Raw genomic sequence first — 16,959 nt, forward strand, 5'->3', positions numbered from 1 at the left:
TGCTCGAAGCCACCACCGGCGGATAGAGCGTGCCGACGAGCACCGTCGCTGTCGCGGTGGTCAGGAAGAGGTTGTTGAGGACCAGCGCGCCCTCGCGCGAGATCGGGTGGAAGAGACCGCCGGCCGTCAGCCGCGATGCGCGCAGGGCAAACAGCGCCAGCGAGCCGCCGATGAACAGCGTCAGGATGCACAAAATGAAGACGCCCCGCGCCGGATCGGTGGCGAAGGCATGCACGGAAGTCAGCACGCCGGAGCGCACGAGGAACGTCCCGAGTAGCGACAACGAGAAGGTGAGGATCGCAAGCAGCAGCGTCCAGATCTTCAGTGCCGAGCGCTTTTCCATGACGATCGCCGAATGGAGCAGCGCGGTGCCGGCGAGCCAGGGCATGAAGGAAGCGTTCTCGACCGGATCCCAGAACCAGAAGCCGCCCCAGCCGAGCTCGTAATAGGCCCAGTACGAGCCCATGGCGATGCCGCCGGTTAGGAACATCCAGGCGACCAGCGTCCATGGCCGCACCCAGCGCGCCCAGGAGGCGTCGATGCGGCCCTCGATCAGGGCGGCGACCGAGAAGGAAAAGCAGATCGAGAAGCCGACATAGCCGAGATAGAGCAGCGGCGGATGGATGGCGAGGCCGAGATCCTGCAGGACCGGGTTGAGGTCGCGGCCTTCGATCGGCGCCGGGTTGAGCCGGATGAAGGGGTTGGACGTCGTCAGGATGAACAGGAAGAAGGCGGCGCCGATCATGCCCTGCACGGCAAGCACATTGGCCTTGAGCGTCTCCGGCAGGTTGGAGCCGAAGACGGCGACAAGCGCGCCGAAGAAGGTGAGGATCAGCACCCAGAGCAGCATCGAACCTTCGTGGTTCCCCCAGGTGCCGGTGATCTTGTAGATCATCGGCTGCAGCGAATGGGAGTTCTCCCACACATTTGCCACCGAGAAGTCGGAGCCGGCATAGGCGCCGGCAAGTGCCGCGAAGGAGAGCGCGGTGAGTGCGAAACCCGTGACCGCGACCGGGCCGCCGACCGCCATCAGCCGCTGGTTGCCGGTGCGGGCGCCGACCAGCGGAAGCAGCATCTGCACCAGCGACAGCGCAAAGGCGAGGACGAGCGCGAAATGTCCGGTCTCAACCATTATTGGCTCTTGCTTTCCTGCCAGACGCCCTTGGCCTTCAGGCCGTCGGCGACTTCCTTGGGCATATAGCGCTCGTCATGCTTGGCTAAAACGCTGTCGGCGACGAAGACGCCGTCGGGGCCGAAGGCGCCCTCGGTGATGACGCCCTGCTCCTCGCGGAACAGGTCGGGCAAGATGCCGGTATAGGTGACCTTGACCGACTTCTGCGTATCGGTGACCGAAAAGGCGACGGTGGCGCCTTGGCCGCGCACGATGGTGCCCTTTTCGACGAGGCCGCCAAGGCGGATTCGCTGGCCGAGTTGGACGGTCGCGGTGGTGAGATCGGCCGGCATGTAGAAATAGGAGGCCTTCTGGCCGAGCGCATAGAAGGTGAGACCGGCCGCGGCACCCAGGAAGGCCAGACCGGCAATGATCACCGACAATCGCCTCTGCTTGCGGGTCATCTCTTACTCCGTCGCCGTGACGCCGAGGGAGGCGGCAAAGGCGGTGAACTTCTTGGCTTGCTCGCTGTCGGCGCCAAAGACGGCAACAGCGCGGCCGAGGGCGTCGCGCGCCTGGTCGGCCTTGCCGAGCACGACATAGGAACGAATGAGCCGCATCCATCCTTCCTCGTCGCGCGGATTTTGCTTCAGCCGGTCGTCGAGGCCGGCGACCATGGTCTCGATCATCGCCTGCCGGTCCTGCGGCGACATCTGCTGCGCAGCCTCGACGGCTTGAGCATCAGGGCCATTGACCGGCGTCCCGGCGGCCACTGCCGGCCCGGTCGTTTCCGCAAGCGCCTGCTGGACGGCGCTGCGCCAGGGCGAATCCGGCGGCAGTTGGCCGAGCATCTTCTGCCAGGCGGCCGCGGCTTCGGCCTTCTTGCCTTCCTGCGCAAGACCCATCGCCAGATAGAAGCTCGCCTTGGCGTTGGCGGGGTCGAGCTTCAGGGCCGCCTCGAAGGCATCCTGAGCCTCGGCCGACACGATGCCGCCGGCGGCATTGGCGATCGCCTCGCCGAGGCCGGCTTGCCGTACAGCGTTGTCGCCGTCGAGGCGGATGGCGTTGCGATAGGCCGTCACCGCGTCGGTGTAGCGCTGCAGGCGCAGATAGACAGGCGCCAGAACGTCCCAGCCCTTGCCGTCAGACGGATTGGCGGCGAGGTGGGCCTCGGCGCGCGCGACCAACTCATCGACCGAGGAATCGGCCGGGCTCTTGGCGAGCCGTTCGGCCAATGGCTGCGACGGCAAATCCGGCGAGCCGAGCTCGCCATAGAGTCCCCAGCTCACCAGCGGCACCGCCAGCACGGCGGCGGTGGCCACAAGCCTTGCGGCTCGCGAGGCGCGCGGCGCCGCCGCGCCTGCCTGGTCAGCCGAGCCGAGACGCAGGATGCGGCGGCCGATCTCGGCGCGCGCTTCCTCGGCTTCGGCCGGCTGGATAAGCCCGCGCGCCATGTCGCGGTCGAGCTCGGCGAGCTGGTCGCGGTAGACCTCGAGGTCGTGATCGCCGGCCGCGGACGGGCCTTTCGTGCCGCCAGCCAGCGGCAGAAGCACCGCCAGGCTGGCGCCCAGCGTGAGGATTGCGGCTATGACCCAGAACAGCATGGCTATTCCAATAAAGGCAGAGCCCTGCCCTGCCAACACAAGCGTACTGCGACGCTTTGACGACAGACGCGCCGGAGAACCTTGATCGATATCAATCTCGCCGGACTGTAGCCGAAATTAGAGCAATTCCAGGAAAAGTGCGCAGCGGTTTTCCGTTCGGAATTGCGTCGTGACAAACACTTGGAGCGGGTCGGCCCTCCGATCAAAGACCGAACCGCTCTAAGTCAACGGCGTCCAGCTGCCGTCAGCGTTGCGGCAGGCCGTGCCGCGTGCGGTGACGCCCGATGTGCCGGTGTAGACGGTGTGGGTATACTGCCGGCAGTCCTGCGAACCGACCCGGTAAGGCTGAGCGGCGACGACCTCGCCGTAATGGGACGAGCCGTCGCTCTTCCACGTCACCTTCTGGCCGCTCGCGGTGTATTCCAGCGCCTTGTATTCCGCCTCGAGACCCTTGCGTTTCTCGGCGTCGCTGAGGCCCGAGCCGATCGATCCGCCGACCAGTCCGCCATTCATGGCCGCGACGATGCTGGTTCCCACCTTGCCAGCGGCCGGCGGCGTGGCGACGGGCGTGACCGTGGGACCGCTCCTGCCCAGCGTTGTGCAGCCTGAAACGGCCATCAGGGCGGAAACGAGCGCGACGCGAATCTTCATGCCAACAACCGGTTCTCTTGAGCGGGATGGACTTCTTGAGCGAAAGGCACTGGGGGCCGCGCCATCGGGGAGGGTGGCAAGGCCATAGTGTTGATATTTGTCGGAAATTTGGCCGCAGCCGGCCGCGTGCAAATCGATAAAAAACATCACTGAAGGCTCCGCAATCTGACCACCGCCCTCAAGCCGCCCATGCCGGACCGTTCCAGCGCCAGGACGCCTCCATACTCGTTGACGAGGTCGGCGACAATGGCAAGCCCAAGCCCCGTTCCCGGCTTCGTCTCGTCCAGCCGCCGCCCGCGCTTCAGCACCTCTCGCGCCTTGTCTTCGGGAATTCCCGGCCCGTCATCCTCTATAACGATTTCAAACAGGCCGGCGCTTCCCGCGACAGGGGCGACCGAGACGGCGACGGCGCCCTTCGCCCATTTCATGGCGTTGTCGAGCAGATTGCCGAGCAATTCCTCCAGATCCTCGCGCTCGCCGGCAAAGACGATCTCGGCAGGCGGCGGCGACAGCGTGAGCTTCGTCCGCGGGTTGAGCTTTTGCAGCACGCGCACCATGCGCTCGACCAGCGGCGAAACCGGTGTGCGGAAGACGACACTGTCGCGCTGGGCGGCGACACGCGCGCGCTGCAGATAATGGTCGACCTGCTTCTGCATCGAGGCAGCCTGATCGGAGATGAGCTGGCCTTTGGCGCCGCCCAGCGCACGGCCTTCGTTGATCAGCACGGCAAGCGGCGTCTTCAGCGAATGGGCGAGATTGCCGACTTGCGTGCGCGAGCGCTCGACAATGCGCCTGTTGTTCTCGATCAAGGCATTGGTCTCGTTAGCGAGAGGCTCGATCTCGGCCGGAAAACGCCCGTCGAGCCGCTGCGCCGTGCCCTCGCGCACCATGGCCAGCGCATTGCGCACGCGCCGCAAGGGCTGCAGGCCCAAAAGAATGGCGATGGCGTTGATGGCGATCATGCCGACGCCGAACAGCGACAGATAGGTGAGCAGGCGGCGCTGGAAGCGCGCGATCTCCTGTTCCAGCTCGCTGTGGTTGCCCATGACGCGAAAGCGTGCGGCGCGGTTCTTGGCATCGAGCACGAACTCGCTCTCGAAGACCTCGAGCTCCTCGCCCTTGATGCCTTCGGTCGCGTAGCTGCGCTGGAAGTTCGCGTTGAAGGGAACCTCGGCGACGCTTGGCGACAGGATCGAGGTCGTCATCGAGGAGGAGTGGATTTCGCCGTGAACACCCTCGGAGGCCGGCTCAACGGACCAGTACCAGCCGGAATTCGGCTCGGAGAAGCGCAGGTCGCCAAGGTCGGGCGAGCCGGTGAGCGCGCCATTGTCGGAAATGCCGACCGAACCGATCAGGTTGAACAGATGCGCCGAAAGCAGGCTGTCGAAACCGCGCTCGCTGGCCTGGCGGTAAAGCGTGGTGATGAGGGTGAAGATGACGACCAGCGTCAGGATCGCCCAGATGGTGGAGAAGGCGATGACACGGAAGGTCAGCGAGCGCGGCCAGAGCCGCAGCCTTGAAAGCCACGTTCCCATCGTCGGCTTCAGCGGTTCCGCGTTACGCCTCCGGCTCTCGCATGCGATAGCCCATGCCACGCACGGTTTCGATCATGTCGATGCCCATCTTCTTGCGAAGCCGCCCGACAAACACCTCGATGGTGTTGGAATCGCGGTCGAAGTCCTGGTCGTAGAGATGCTCGACCAGCTCGGTGCGCGACACCACCTCGCCCATATGGTGCATCAGATAAGCAAGCAAACGGAACTCATGAGAAGTGAGCTTCAGCGGCATGCCGTTGACATCGGCCTTCGAGGCCTTGGTGTCGAGCCTGAGCGGTCCGCAGGTGAGCTCGGACGAGGCATGGCCGGCGGCGCGACGGATCAGCGCCCTCACCCTGGCCAGCACTTCCTCGATGTGGAAAGGCTTGGTGACATAGTCATCGGCGCCGGCGTCGATGCCGGCCACCTTGTCGCTCCAGCGGTCGCGCGCGGTCAGGATCAGCACCGGCATCTTGCGCCCGCCGCGGCGCCAGCGCTCGACGACGCTGATGCCGTCCATCTGCGGCAGGCCGATGTCGAGCACGACGGCATCGTAAGGCTCGGTGTCGCCGAGGAAATGCCCCTCCTCCCCGTCATAGGCGCGGTCGACGACATAGCCGGCGTCGACCAGCGCGTCCGCCAGTTGCCGGTTGAGATCCTTGTCATCCTCGACGACGAGCACGCGCATGGTTTTGAGCCTGTTGAGGGATGGAGGTATAGGCCGATTCCGCCGGCCTGGGAAACTTAAGCCTGTTAAAGGGAATGGGGCGTCAGTTCAGCGGCACCACGATCTCGGAACGACGCGGGCGTTGGCCTTCCTTGCCGGGGACGAGCACGACGATGACGCAGACCGGCTGGCCGCCGCGCGTCGACTGCGAGGCCTTGGCGAGCGTGCCGCCATTCTGCGCGGCGACCTGCTGGCCGATCGCATAGCAGTCGCCGGCGGCAAGCACGACCGGCTGCTCGGCTGACGGTTCGATGGCCGGCATGGCAATCGCCTGCGACGCAAAAAGGCCGGCTGCGGCAAGCGCCAGCGTCGCGGTGCGGATATGGGAGCGGAACGTTTTCATGATCACGGTTCTAACGCATGTGTGCTGAACGTGAAATGAACGGTGAACGGCCGAAAATCCATGCCCGCCATGCCCCCTTGGTTTTACGCAATTCCGGACGGAAAGACCGCTACGCACTTTTCCTGGAATTGCTCCAGCGCTAGACGAATCCTGCTGCCCGGCTCCCACCGCCCAAGCTTGGGATTCATAGCCGGAAAATCACCGGCGCGGCTACGGTTTTCGCGGGCGGGATATGCGCTAGTTTGCGCCGTGAAGCCGGTGACGACGGGAGAATGCCATGACGAGCGAGGACCTTGCCGATCGCTACAAGGGTTACATCGCCTGCCTCAACGCACAGGACTGGGACAATCTCGACCGGTTCGTCGGCGAACAGGTGCAGTATAACGGCGAGACGATCGGGCTTTCGGGCTATCGCCGGATGCTGGAAGGCGATTTCCAGGCTATTCCGGATCTGCGTTTCAACATCGAGCTTCTGGTCTCGGAGCCGCCGCGGGTGGCGGCCCGCCTGCATTTCGACTGCAGGCCCAAGGGCGTGCTGTTCGGCCTGCCGGTGAAGGGCAAGCGCGTCGCCTTCGCCGAGAACGTCTTCTATGAATTCCAGGACGGACGGATATGCGAGGTCTGGTCGGTCATCGACAAGGGCGCCATCCAGGCTCAACTTTGATGCATGTCGCGCAAAAGTGTGCAGCGGTTTTGCGAAAACGACATGCATAAAAACAAAGACCTAAAGCGCGTCGCCTGGATCCATTTCAGCGCGACGCGTTTTAGGACTGGTCGCTCAGGCGCTTTCCTGCGTCAGCGCGCGAAAGCGCAGCAGCCCGTGATGGACCGTCAGGTCCTCGTCATAGCGCGCCTCGGCGAATTCCAGCGACAGACGCGTCTGGCCGCGCGGGCCGATGGAGAGCGCCGCGCCGTCGAGGCGTGCCCTGATGCTGTCCATGATGAGGCGCGTCTCGGCCTCCCCTTGAGCCTTCGACCAGACATGCAGCGTGATGAGCTGATCATTGTCGTTGTCGGCGCCGGTTTCGAGATCGAAGGCGCTGGTGCGGCCGTAGGTGACGTGCGGATAGGCCGCCTTGGCGTCGGCGCGCTCGAGCAGGCCGGCGCCGCCCAGCAGCGCCGAAAGCGACGCGTCGGTCTTCAGCCTCAGGAACAAGGCCTGCATCAAATCGCCAGGTGCCGTCATTTACCGTCCATCACAAAACAGCCTTCGGTTCGTTCCTAACCTGATCGGCAACGTAACCACGCTGGCGATCCGATACCAGATCGCGAATCGTTTTGACTGTAGCGTGAACGGCGAAAGTCTGGAAAATATTACGTTTTCGGACTCACGACACCGGCGCCGCACCGCCCTCTTCGGTGCGCCGTGCGATGAACTCGTCGAGTACGCCGGTGGTGGCGGCGGCGGATTGCGGCGGCTGGAAATCGGCAAGGATCCGCTTCCAGACGCCGGTGGCGCGCTCGGTGGCGGTCTTGCCGCCGGCTTGCGTCCAGTTGCCGAAATTCGACCAGTCGGCGACCAGCGGCTCGTAGAAGGCGGTGCGGTAGCGCGTCATGGTGTGGGCGGCCGAGAAGAAGTGGCCGCCGGGCTGCACCTCGGCGATTGCCTCGAAGCCGATGGCGTCGGCGTCGCCCGGCGTCGTGGCGCAAAGCTCGGCGACCGTCTGCAAGGCCTCGATATCGGTGATCAGCTTCTCGAAAGAGACGCTCAGGCCGCCTTCCAGCCAGCCGGCGGCATGGATGCAGACGGTGGCGCCGGCCAGCACCGAGCCCCACAGCGCGAATTGCGTCTCGTGCGCTGCCTGCGCGTCGGAGATGTTGGCGGCGCTGCCGCCGCCGGAACGCCAGGGCAGGCCGGTGAAGCGCGCGAGCTGGCCGGCGCCCAGCGTCGCCTTGATGTGCTCCGGCGTGCCGAAGGCAGGCGCGCCCGACTTCATGTCGACATTGGAGGAGAACGAACCATAGACCACCGGCGCGCCGGGGCGCACGAGCTGGGCCAGCGTCAGCCCGGCCAGCGCCTCCGCATGCTGCAGCGTCAGCGCTCCGGCGACCGTGATCGGCGCCATGGCGCCCGCCAGGCAGAAGGGCGTGATGATCGAGACCTGGCCGGCCTTGGCAAAATCGATGATGCCTTGCGCCATCGGGATGTCGAGCTGGCGCGGCGAATTGGTGTTGATGACGGTGTAGCAATAGACGCCGGCGCGGAATTCATCCTCGGACAGGCCGCGCGCCAGCCGGACCATCCCGAAGCTGTCGTCGACCTGCGGCGTGCCGCGCGCGAAGACGAAGGGGAGCTTGTCGGACAAAGTGAGCTGAGCCCGGCCGGTGGCGTAGTGGCGAAAGCGGGTGTCGACGTCCTGCGGCTCGATGCAGGGGCCGAGCATGTGCAGCACGTCGAAATGCTGCAGCAGCTTCATGAACTCGTCGAAGGCGGCGAGCGTTCCCGGCCGCCGGCCGCGCTCGAGATCGGTGACATTGGGCGCGCCCGAGCCGGCGAGGAACGCCATAGACCCGAGCTCGAGCATCAGATCGCGGGAGCGGTCGCCGCCATAGGCCGGGATCGAGCGCGGCGCGGAAGCCAGGGCCGCCTCGACCACGTCGCGGCCGATCCTCACCATCTGGCTGTCCTCGTCGACCAAGGCGCCGGCCTTGGCAAAGATGGCGCGCGCCTCCGGCAGCAGCACCTTGATGCCGAGCTCTTCCAGCACGCGCAGCGCCGTGTCGTGGATCGCGGCGACCTGGTCGTCGGAAAACACCGGCTGCGGCAGGAACGGGTTCTTCAGCGAACGGTAATTCGGATGGCGGCTCGACTCGATGCCGGCCTCACCGGTGCGTCCGCGCCGGCGTTCGCGCCTCAGATCGCGTGCGGCCTCGTCAATCATGGCATCCTCCTCATCCCCGCATCGCCCTGCCGTCGGGATCGTAAGGCGAGGCCGCGATGACGCGTGCCGGCCGTTCGACGCCGACAATGTGTACGGAAAGCGCCGTCCCCTCCCCGGCGAAATCGTCGTCCACCAACGCCAGGGCGACGCTCTTGCCGACGGTGTAGCCGTAGCCGCCCGAGGTGACGAAACCGACGCGCCGGCCCTTGTGCCAGACTGGCTCGAAGCCGCTGGCGTCGGCATCGAGGGCATCGACCTCAAGCGTAGCGATCCGGCGCGAAACACCCGCCTTGCGTTCCTTAAGAGCTGCTTCGCGGCCGATGAAATCGCCCTTGTCGAAAGCGATGAAGCGGTCGAGGCCGGTCTGGCCGGGCGTGTGGCCTTGCGTGAACTCGCGCGACCAGATGCCGAAGCTCTTCTCCAGCCTGAGCGAATTGAGTGCGTAGTAGCCGACCTCGGCGAGGCCGAGATCCTCGCCGGCGGCAAGCAGCGTCTCGCGCAGGGTCGAATGCAGGGTGGCCGGGCAGTTGATCTCGAAGCCGAGCTCGCCGGCGATCGACAGCCGGGCGACCCGCGCCCGCACCATCCCGATGTCGAACGCGCCGCAAGCCATGAAAGGTAGAGCTTCGGCGGAGATATCCTGATGGGTGGTGCGTTCGACGATCTTGCGTGCGTTCGGTCCGGTAACAAGGAAACCGGACGTCGCATCGGAAATGTCGGTGATCGAGACGCCGTCCGCCCTATGCGCCTCGAACCAGCGCATGTGGAATTCGCGCAGGTAATAGGATCCCATGATCCAGTATTCGCCGCCGCCCCAGTTGAGCACGGTGAGATCGCCCTTCAGCCTGCCGTCATGGCCGAGCATCGGAGCCAGTTTCGCGCGGCCGGGCTTCGGCAGACTGCAGGCCAGCAGCCGGTCGAGCCAGACCTCGGCGCCTAGCCCCAATACCGCATAGCGCGAGAAGGCCGTCGTATCGACGAGGCCGGCGGCGCGGCGGACCTGCAGCACCTCGTCGCCGACGATGTCGAAGGCGTTGGAGCGCCTCAGCGTCGTCTCCTCGCGAAAACCCATCGGCGCGAAATAGGCCGGGATTTCCAGGCCCCACGACGCCGTCCACTCGCAGCCTGCGGCGCTCATGCCGTCATAGGCGCCGGGACGCCTCAGCGGCCGTCCCGCCGGCAGCCGCTCGTTGGGGAAGGTCATGACGAAGCGGCGGGCATAGAACTGGCGCGTGGTCTGCTTGAGATATTCGCGGTTGGCGGCGAAGGCGCCGTAGCGGGCGATGTCCATGCCGAAGATGTCGGCCTGCGGCTCGCCGTAGATCATCCATTCGGCCAGCGACTTGCCGACGCCGCCGCCCTGGCTGAAGCCGGCCATGACGCCGCAGGCGACCCAGTGGTTCTTCAGGCCACGCACCGGGCCGACCAGCGGGTTGCCGTCCGGCGTGAAGGTGAAGGCGCCGTTCACCCATTTGCGGACGCCGGCGGTCGCCAGGCACGGAAAGCGCTCATAGGCCTTGGACAGCTCGGGGCTGATGCGGTCGATGTCCTCGGGGATCAGCTCGATGCCGTAATCCCAGGGCGCGCCGTCCATGTTCCAGTGCTTGGGGTTCTGCTCATAGACACCGAGCAGGATGCCCTTGCGCTCCTGCCTTAGATACGAAAAACCGTCGAGGTCGACGACGACGCCGATCTCCTCGTCGAGCGCGGCGACCTCGGGAATGTCCTCGGTGACGAAATAATGGTGCTCCATCGGCGTCACCGGCAGGTCGACGCCGGCCATCAACCCGACCTGCTTGGCCCACAGGCCGCCGGCATTGACGACATGCTCGGCAACGATCGTGCCCTTCTCGGTGACGACGTCCCAGCCGCCGTCGGCACGCTGCTTCAACTCGACGACGCGGTTGCGCAGGATGACATCGGCGCCGCGCTTTTTCGCGGCGCCCGCATAGGCATGCGTCGTGCCGTAAGGGTCGAGATGGCCCTCGTTGGAATCGTAGAGGCCGCCCAGCACATCGCTGACATCGACGATCGGGCAGATTTCCTTGATTTCCTCGGGCGTCACCAGCCGGGCCGTCTCGATGCCGACCGACTGGAACACCGCCCAAGCCGATTTCAGCCATTCCCAGCGCTGCGGGTCGCTCGCCATGTTGACGCCGCCGGTCATGTGCAGCCCGGCATTCTGGCCGGACTCGGCCTCGATCTCGCGATAGAGCTTGATCGTGTAGTCCTGCAGCGCCGCGACATTGGGATCGGCATTGAGCGCATGGAAGCCGGCGGCCGCGTGCCAGGTCGAGCCGGCCGTCAGCTCGGCGCGCTCGATGAGCGCCACATCGCTCCAGCCGAACCGCGTGAGATGGTAGAGGACCGAGGCGCCGACCACGCCTCCTCCGATGACGACTGCCCGGTAATGCGACTTCACGAGCCTCTCCCTCTCGTTGGAGGCCCTTACGGTACATGACCTGGACATATGTGTCTAGACACTTCTGTCCAGAGCTTGCGCTGCGTTTCGTGCCATGCCTATTGTGCGGCCATGATCATGACCGCTCCCCAGGCCGAACCATCGCCCGGCAACATCAAGGTCACGCGCTCGGACTGGATCAATCTGGCGCTTGAAACGCTGATTTCGGACGGCATCGAGAGCGTGCGCGTGCTTACGCTCGGCCAGAAGCTCGGCGTGTCGCGCTCAAGCTTCTACTGGTATTTCGAAAGCCGGCAGGACCTGCTCGACCAGTTGCTCAAGCATTGGCACGATACCAACACCACGGCGATCGTCGAGCGTGCCCGCCGCCCGGCCGAGACCATCATCATGGGTGTGATGAACGTGTTCGAATGCTGGGCCGACGAGCGGCTGTTCGACCCGAGGCTCGACTTCGCCGTGCGCGAATGGGCCAGACGCTCGGCCGACGTGCGGCGCATGATCGACCAGGCCGACGACGAGCGCCTCACCGCCATCCGCGACATGTACCGGCGGCACGGCTATGACGACGAGGACGCCTTCATCCGCGCTCGCGTCCTTTACTACATGCAGATCGGTTACTACGTGCTCGACCTCAAGGAGCCGGTCGAGGCCCGGGTCAGCCATCTCGCCGCCTATCTGCGCTCCTTCACCGGGCAGGAGCCGACCGAGGCGGATGTGGCGCATTTCATGCGCTTCATCGCGGCACGGTGATATCGCAAAGCATGCACGATCAACCTTAGCGTTCAACAAAGCTTGGGTGTGGCTTCGCTGCTCTTGTGAGCGGTGATAAAATGGTCGAATAGTCTGGCAGGGTGCCACCCTGAAACTGCCCGCATGCTGTTTCCGGGCGAAAGCGCGCCGGGGCGGAAGTCTGGAATGGCAAGTCCTTCGAAACCACGCAAGAGAAGAGGCCGGATTGCCTCGGCGGCTCTTGCTGTCGACGCGTGGCTCGATTCCTCGCTCTACGAAATCGGCTTCAAGGCGCGCGAATTCTGGGAAGCGGCCACCATCTTTTTCCGCCGTTTCCGTCTGCATGGCTGGCGGCGCGCCATCATCGAGGTGCTGAGCGAAGGTTTCACCATGGGCGCAGGCGGCTTCGTGGTGCTCCTGGCGCTGGCGATGCCCGCCTTCGAGATCACTGCCGGCGACTGGCGCAACCAGGGCGATTTCGCCGTCACCTTCCTCGACCGCTACGGCAACGAGATCGGCCAGCGCGGCATCATCCAGCGCGATTCCGTGCCGGTCGACGAGATGCCGGACATCGTCATCAAGGCGGTGCTGGCGACAGAGGACCGGCGTTTCTTCGACCACTACGGCATCGACGTTCTCGGCCTGTCGCGCGCTGTCTTCGAGAATGTGCGCGCCAATTCTGTGGTCCAGGGCGGCTCCAGCATCACGCAGCAGCTCGCCAAGAACCTGTTCCTTTCCAACGAGCGCACCCTCGAGCGCAAGATCAAGGAAGCCTTCCTGTCGCTGTGGCTGGAGGCGAACCTCTCGAAGAAGGATATCCTGCAGCTCTATCTCGACCGCGCCTATATGGGCGGCGGCACGTTCGGCATCGAGGCGGCGGCGGATTTCTATTTTGGCAAGAGCGTCAAGGACCTGAACCTCGCGGAGGCGGCGATGCTCGCCGGGTTGTTCAAGGCGCCGACCAAGTACGCCCCGCACATCAACCTGCCGGCGGCGCGCGCGCGCGCCAATGTGGTGCTTTCCAACCTCGTCGATGCCGGCTTCATGACCGAGGGCCAGGTGCTGCAGGCACGGCTGCATCCAGCCGACGTCGTCGACCGCGGCGAGCAGAAGAGCCCCGACTATTTCCTCGACTGGGCCTTCGACGAGGTGAAGAAAATAGCCAAGCCCGGCCAGCATTCGCTGGTTGCCCACACCACCTTCGATGCCAACATCCAGAAGGCGGCTGAAGAGTCGGTCGAGTTCCATCTCCGTCAGTTCGGCAAGGAATACAACGTCACCGAAGGCGCGGTGGTGGTGATCGAGACCAATGGCGCGGTGCGCGCCATCGTCGGCGGCCGCGACTATGGCGCCAGCCAGTTCAACCGCGCCACCAAGGCGTTGCGCCAGACCGGGTCGTCGTTCAAGCCCTACGTCTACGCCACCGCGATGGAGCATGGCTTCACCCCGGACTCGGTGGTTTCCGGTGGTCCGATCAGTTGGGGCAGCTGGTCGCCGCATAACTACAGCGGCGGATCGGCCGGCAATGTCACGCTGCTGACCGCAATCGCCAAGTCGATCAACACCGTGCCGGTGCGGCTCGCCAAGGACCATCTCGGCATCGGCCCGATCAAGGCGATGGCCGAATCGATGGGCGTGGAATCGCCGCTGGAATCACACAAGACCATGGTGCTCGGCACGTCCCTCATGACGGTGATGGACCAGGCGACGGGCTACAGCGTCTTTGCCCAGAACGGCTTCGTCGGCTCCAGGCACGGCATCACCCAGCTCGTCACCCGCACCGGCGATGTGGTGTATGACTGGACCAAGGACGCGACGCCGCCGCACCGCGTGCTGTCGGAACAGGCGTTGAAATACATGAACACCATGTTGGCGGCGGTGCCGGTGATCGGCACGGCCAGACGCGCCCAGCTTCCCAACATCGTCGTCGCCGGCAAGACCGGCACCACGCAATCCTACCGCGACGCCTGGTTCGTCGGCTTCACCGGCAACTACACGGCCGCGGTCTGGCTCGGCAATGACGACTTCACGCCGACCAACAAGATGACCGGCGGTTCGCTGCCGGCGATGGTGTGGCAGCGGCTGATGGTCTATGCACACCAGAATATCGACCTGAAGCCGATCCCGGGCCTCGATCATCCGTTCGTCGACCCGGAGGTCGCGGCCAAGGCCGAGGAGGCGGCGAAGAAGGAGGCCTCGGACGCCACGGCGCAGGCACAGGCGGAGCGACCGCCGGTGCTCTCCAGCCGCACCACGCAGACGCTGAGGGAGATGACCAAGACTTTCCAGGCGGCACCCGTTCTCAACGCACCCACCCTGCCGGAGACGCTGTCGGCGCTTTAAGACCTTGTTTTGATGCATGTCGTTTTCCCAAAACCGCTGCACACTTTTGGGCGACATGCTCTAGTGGAGACTAGGCAATCTAAGACGGGCCCATTCGCCGCGTGGGATCTCGGCGCCGACACGGAAGTTGAACGACAAGACCCTCGTCGCTTCGGCATCGACCTCGCACCGGAAGCCTAGGCGGTACCATGTGGTTGCCGTGCTGAAGGCGGCCTCCGGAGGGGCAAGAACATTGCCTACCTTCAGCGGAATAGACGGCAGCCATTTGGGAGAATAAGAGGCCTCCTGCAATTCCTGATTCAGAACGCTGCCGCAAAGGTTGGCAACCCTCTGATCGCGAGGCACGCCGCTCATGGAGCTTGTGGCCAGCGCATCGCCGGTAGCGCCCTGCGAGTAGAGCTTTCGAACACCCGGAAGGCCCGAATAGATCGGCGATCCAGCAACGGCGGCGTTGGTGGAACTTGGCGTCCCGGCGCTCCTGCTTCGGGACTTCGAGACCCTTGCAGGCCTGAACTTCAGCGCATTTGCGGGTTTGGGCTTTGGCTTTTCGGCCGCGGCCGGAAGCTCGACCTTACCGTCGCTCTCAGCACCCAACGGCGTCGGCGCTACGGCTGTTTCAGCGGTTTGCGCTCCTGCCTCTTGTTTGTCCGCCTGCTGTCTATGTGTGTCCTGGTCTGCCTGCTTTTCATCACTCTGCGTGGGCTTGGCGTCCGTCGCGGCGGTTACCGGCTTGTCGTCGGCCTTGCTTGGATCTGCCCGCTGATCGGCGTCTGCCGGCGCGGCAGATTGGTTCTGTGCAGGCTTGGGCACGGCAGGCGGCTTCGAATCGTTATCCTTGGCCGGCGAGGGCGTGTTGTCTCGATCGCCGCCTCCTTCCAGAGATTTCCTCGGACCGGTATCCTTGTCGCCGTACTGAAAAACGGGCTTTAGCACCGCGATAGCTGGTGGCTTCGGCGGCTGCTTTTCCTGCAAAGGCGGTTTTTCAGCCTTCGGTTCCGGCGGCTTTTCGGCCTTCGGCTGCGGTGCGGGCGGAGGCTTCGGTTTCGGTTGCTCGGGCGGAGGCACAAGCGCGACATTGACCGGCTGTTCCTGGTCCGGCTGTTGGGCAGGCCTCGGCAGGCTGTAGACCAGAAACGCTGCGATGAGCGCATGCAGGATCAGCGACGCGGGCAAGGCCCACGCCAAATTCCAACGCCGTTCCTCTGTCTCACCCTTCATCTCGATCGATGTGGAACGAAATGGCGGCGGCTTCAAGCACAGGCATCGGATGGGAGCGAACCAGTACCTTCTCACAGTGATAAGACGCGGGCCGCATTGTGCGACGCTAGCTTCCGACGGCCTCGTCAATGACCGCTATCGCGTCGACCTCTATGAGGTAGCCTGGGGACATTATCGCTACCCCGACCACCACATTCGCTGGCTTGTGATCTCCAAACAGCGAAATCTGCGCTTCTTCGATGATCGGAACGTGCTCATCGCGCTTGTAATCGACAATGTAGATTGTGATCTTGCAAACTTGCTCAGGCCGTGCATCTGCCGCACTGAGCGCTCGGCCGAGATTGCTGAATGCCAGGCGCGCTTGCGCCGCAAAATCACCATGCCCAACGAGCTTGCCGTGTATGTCTTCGGGCTGCTGACCTGAGACGAATACCAGCTTGGATCCCTTCGCGACGACGACCTGTGTGTACATCTCTGGAACTGGCAGACCATCTGGGTTGATGAGTTCGAGCGCCATTGAATAGTCTCCTGCTTCGTTCGACTGAAATCGACATTGGTGATCACCGCGTCGCTGGCACACAGGACGATAGCAAAGCGCCGGCGCTGGTGCGTGGCGATGCAGCGCCGCATGAGGCATCGATGATCCGGGGGTCGCAGGGCGGAATCTCGCCCATGACAAGCCGATCGTCAACACGGGGAATGCGCCGCTGGCTGCTCGGTAGAAGGACCTGATGGCAACGTGCCATTTGGATGAGCACCGGACGCGCAGGAACCCGCCATTTGCAGGCCGCATCACCTGAATATCGCAACGCCTTGGAGCAAGCCGACTTGCCACGAAGCCCCGCGCCGCGATATCCCGAGCAACCTCCTCTGTTTCCGGCCCCATGCTCAAGAACGCATTCCTCACGCTGCTTTCGCTTGCCATAGCCATCGGGCTGGGCGGCGGCAGCGTCTGGTACGCGCTCAACGCGCAGGACGGCGTGGGCGCGATCCGCATCGGCCGATGGACCGCCTTTCCCGAAATCGGCACCCAGGCGGCCGATCCCTATTCGAAGGCGCGCGTGGCGCGCGAGGGTGTGCTGGCGCTCGGCCGGGCGGAGGGGCTCTCCTTCGTCGCCGAGCGCGACGAGGCCGGCGAGCCGCTGAAACGGGAATGCGCCTACACGATCGAAGGCGGCTATCCGACGGCCCGGTTCTGGACGCTTTATGCTGCAGACCGGTCGCTCGGCGTCATCGACACCGGCAAGCCAAGGCAGGCAGCGCTCCAATCCTACGAGGTGCTGCGCCAGCCCGACAATTCGATCGTCATCTCCGTCGGCGACCGCCCTGCCCCCGGCAACTGGCTGCTCATCAACGGCTTCGGCAAGATGTATTTCGTGCTGACCTTCTACGAC

Annotated in this window: 16 protein-coding genes; 4 read left to right on the forward strand and 12 right to left on the reverse strand. The window is 64.6% G+C overall.

Annotated elements, in window-relative coordinates:
• The 7 genes from EOA38_RS09205 to EOA38_RS09235 form a co-directional block, all read right to left on the reverse strand.
• Positions 1 to 1,132, reverse strand: a 1,132-nt coding sequence (locus tag EOA38_RS09205) for a heme lyase CcmF/NrfE family subunit (protein WP_145965938.1), incomplete at its 3' end; no start/stop codon positions are given.
• A complete protein-coding gene (ccmE, locus tag EOA38_RS09210; RefSeq protein ID WP_127221362.1) occupies positions 1,132 to 1,575 on the reverse strand; it encodes a cytochrome c maturation protein CcmE in 444 nt (147 codons plus the stop codon). The genes EOA38_RS09205 and ccmE, both read right to left, overlap by 1 nt.
• A gap of 3 nt (positions 1,576 to 1,578) precedes the next feature.
• Complete coding sequence (gene ccmI / locus EOA38_RS09215) at positions 1,579 to 2,715, reverse strand: c-type cytochrome biogenesis protein CcmI (protein WP_127221363.1); 1,137 nt, start codon at positions 2,713 to 2,715, stop codon at positions 1,579 to 1,581.
• Positions 2,716 to 2,934: 219 nt separating this feature from the next.
• Positions 2,935 to 3,366, reverse strand: coding sequence for a hypothetical protein (locus tag EOA38_RS09220; RefSeq protein ID WP_127221364.1), 432 nt, complete (start codon positions 3,364 to 3,366; stop codon positions 2,935 to 2,937).
• Between the two features lie 146 nt (positions 3,367 to 3,512).
• Complete coding sequence (locus EOA38_RS09225; RefSeq protein ID WP_127221366.1) at positions 3,513 to 4,901, reverse strand: ATP-binding protein; 1,389 nt, start codon at positions 4,899 to 4,901, stop codon at positions 3,513 to 3,515.
• Positions 4,902 to 4,923: 22 nt separating this feature from the next.
• A complete protein-coding gene (locus EOA38_RS09230; protein ID WP_126061966.1) occupies positions 4,924 to 5,589 on the reverse strand; it encodes a response regulator transcription factor in 666 nt (221 codons plus the stop codon).
• Between the two features lie 82 nt (positions 5,590 to 5,671).
• Positions 5,672 to 5,971 (reverse strand): hypothetical protein, encoded by a 300-nt coding sequence (locus tag EOA38_RS09235; RefSeq protein WP_127221368.1) that lies wholly within the window; start codon positions 5,969 to 5,971, stop codon positions 5,672 to 5,674.
• Positions 5,972 to 6,248: 277 nt separating this feature from the next.
• Here EOA38_RS09235 and EOA38_RS09240 point away from each other — a divergent pair, with 277 nt between their 5' ends.
• On the forward strand, positions 6,249 to 6,635 hold the full coding sequence (locus EOA38_RS09240) for an ester cyclase (protein WP_126094988.1): 387 nt from the start codon (positions 6,249 to 6,251) through the stop codon (positions 6,633 to 6,635).
• 114 nt (positions 6,636 to 6,749) lie between these two features.
• On the opposite strand, the gene EOA38_RS09245 is transcribed toward EOA38_RS09240, so the two are convergent.
• From EOA38_RS09245 to EOA38_RS09255, 3 genes are all read right to left on the reverse strand, one after another.
• Entirely contained in the window at positions 6,750 to 7,157 is a 408-nt protein-coding gene (locus EOA38_RS09245; protein ID WP_126094989.1) for a DUF3168 domain-containing protein, read from the reverse strand.
• Positions 7,158 to 7,299: 142 nt separating this feature from the next.
• Positions 7,300 to 8,853: a trimethylamine methyltransferase family protein gene (locus tag EOA38_RS09250; RefSeq protein WP_127299010.1), complete on the reverse strand. Its 1,554-nt coding sequence runs from the start codon at positions 8,851 to 8,853 to the stop codon at positions 7,300 to 7,302.
• Positions 8,854 to 8,863: 10 nt separating this feature from the next.
• Complete coding sequence (locus EOA38_RS09255; protein WP_127221793.1) at positions 8,864 to 11,275, reverse strand: FAD-dependent oxidoreductase; 2,412 nt, start codon at positions 11,273 to 11,275, stop codon at positions 8,864 to 8,866.
• Positions 11,276 to 11,386: 111 nt separating this feature from the next.
• Here EOA38_RS09255 and EOA38_RS09260 point away from each other — a divergent pair, with 111 nt between their 5' ends.
• Entirely contained in the window at positions 11,387 to 12,025 is a 639-nt protein-coding gene (locus EOA38_RS09260; protein WP_126094992.1) for a TetR/AcrR family transcriptional regulator, read from the forward strand.
• Between the two features lie 165 nt (positions 12,026 to 12,190).
• Positions 12,191 to 14,347 carry a penicillin-binding protein 1A gene (locus EOA38_RS09265; RefSeq protein WP_127299011.1) on the forward strand — a complete coding sequence of 719 codons (2,157 nt, stop codon included), beginning with the start codon at positions 12,191 to 12,193 and terminating at the stop codon, positions 14,345 to 14,347.
• Between the two features lie 60 nt (positions 14,348 to 14,407).
• Here the strand turns inward: EOA38_RS09265 and EOA38_RS09270 are convergent, their stop codons facing one another.
• Both EOA38_RS09270 and EOA38_RS09275 read right to left on the reverse strand, forming a co-directional pair.
• Positions 14,408 to 15,565 (reverse strand): DUF930 domain-containing protein, encoded by a 1,158-nt coding sequence (locus tag EOA38_RS09270; protein WP_127299014.1) that lies wholly within the window; start codon positions 15,563 to 15,565, stop codon positions 14,408 to 14,410.
• 106 nt (positions 15,566 to 15,671) lie between these two features.
• Positions 15,672 to 16,082: a RidA family protein gene (locus tag EOA38_RS09275; protein WP_127299012.1), complete on the reverse strand. Its 411-nt coding sequence runs from the start codon at positions 16,080 to 16,082 to the stop codon at positions 15,672 to 15,674.
• Positions 16,083 to 16,449: 367 nt separating this feature from the next.
• Here EOA38_RS09275 and EOA38_RS09280 point away from each other — a divergent pair.
• Positions 16,450 to 16,959, forward strand: a 510-nt coding sequence (locus tag EOA38_RS09280; RefSeq protein ID WP_127299013.1) for a DUF1214 domain-containing protein, incomplete at its 3' end; no start/stop codon positions are given.

The organism is Mesorhizobium sp. M1E.F.Ca.ET.041.01.1.1, from assembly GCF_003997355.1.
Lineage (GTDB): Bacteria > Pseudomonadota > Alphaproteobacteria > Rhizobiales > Rhizobiaceae > Mesorhizobium.

What these genes read in the sequence shown, in the direction of transcription:
- ccmE (WP_127221362.1), bottom strand. Translation starts at nt 1,575, where the DNA reads ATGACCCGCAAGCAGAGGCGATTGTCGGTGATCATTGCCGGTCTGGCC.
- ccmI (WP_127221363.1), bottom strand. Translation starts at nt 2,715, where the DNA reads ATGCTGTTCTGGGTCATAGCCGCAATCCTCACGCTGGGCGCCAGCCTG.
- EOA38_RS09220 (WP_127221364.1), bottom strand. Translation starts at nt 3,366, where the DNA reads ATGAAGATTCGCGTCGCGCTCGTTTCCGCCCTGATGGCCGTTTCAGGC.
- EOA38_RS09225 (WP_127221366.1), bottom strand. Translation starts at nt 4,901, where the DNA reads ATGGGAACGTGGCTTTCAAGGCTGCGGCTCTGGCCGCGCTCGCTGACC.
- EOA38_RS09230 (WP_126061966.1), bottom strand. Translation starts at nt 5,589, where the DNA reads ATGCGCGTGCTCGTCGTCGAGGATGACAAGGATCTCAACCGGCAACTG.
- EOA38_RS09235 (WP_127221368.1), bottom strand. Translation starts at nt 5,971, where the DNA reads ATGAAAACGTTCCGCTCCCATATCCGCACCGCGACGCTGGCGCTTGCC.
- EOA38_RS09240 (WP_126094988.1), top strand. Translation starts at nt 6,249, where the DNA reads ATGACGAGCGAGGACCTTGCCGATCGCTACAAGGGTTACATCGCCTGC.
- EOA38_RS09245 (WP_126094989.1), bottom strand. Translation starts at nt 7,157, where the DNA reads ATGACGGCACCTGGCGATTTGATGCAGGCCTTGTTCCTGAGGCTGAAG.
- EOA38_RS09250 (WP_127299010.1), bottom strand. Translation starts at nt 8,853, where the DNA reads ATGATTGACGAGGCCGCACGCGATCTGAGGCGCGAACGCCGGCGCGGA.
- EOA38_RS09260 (WP_126094992.1), top strand. Translation starts at nt 11,387, where the DNA reads ATGATCATGACCGCTCCCCAGGCCGAACCATCGCCCGGCAACATCAAG.
- EOA38_RS09265 (WP_127299011.1), top strand. Translation starts at nt 12,191, where the DNA reads ATGGCAAGTCCTTCGAAACCACGCAAGAGAAGAGGCCGGATTGCCTCG.
- EOA38_RS09270 (WP_127299014.1), bottom strand. Translation starts at nt 15,565, where the DNA reads ATGAAGGGTGAGACAGAGGAACGGCGTTGGAATTTGGCGTGGGCCTTG.
- EOA38_RS09275 (WP_127299012.1), bottom strand. Translation starts at nt 16,082, where the DNA reads ATGGCGCTCGAACTCATCAACCCAGATGGTCTGCCAGTTCCAGAGATG.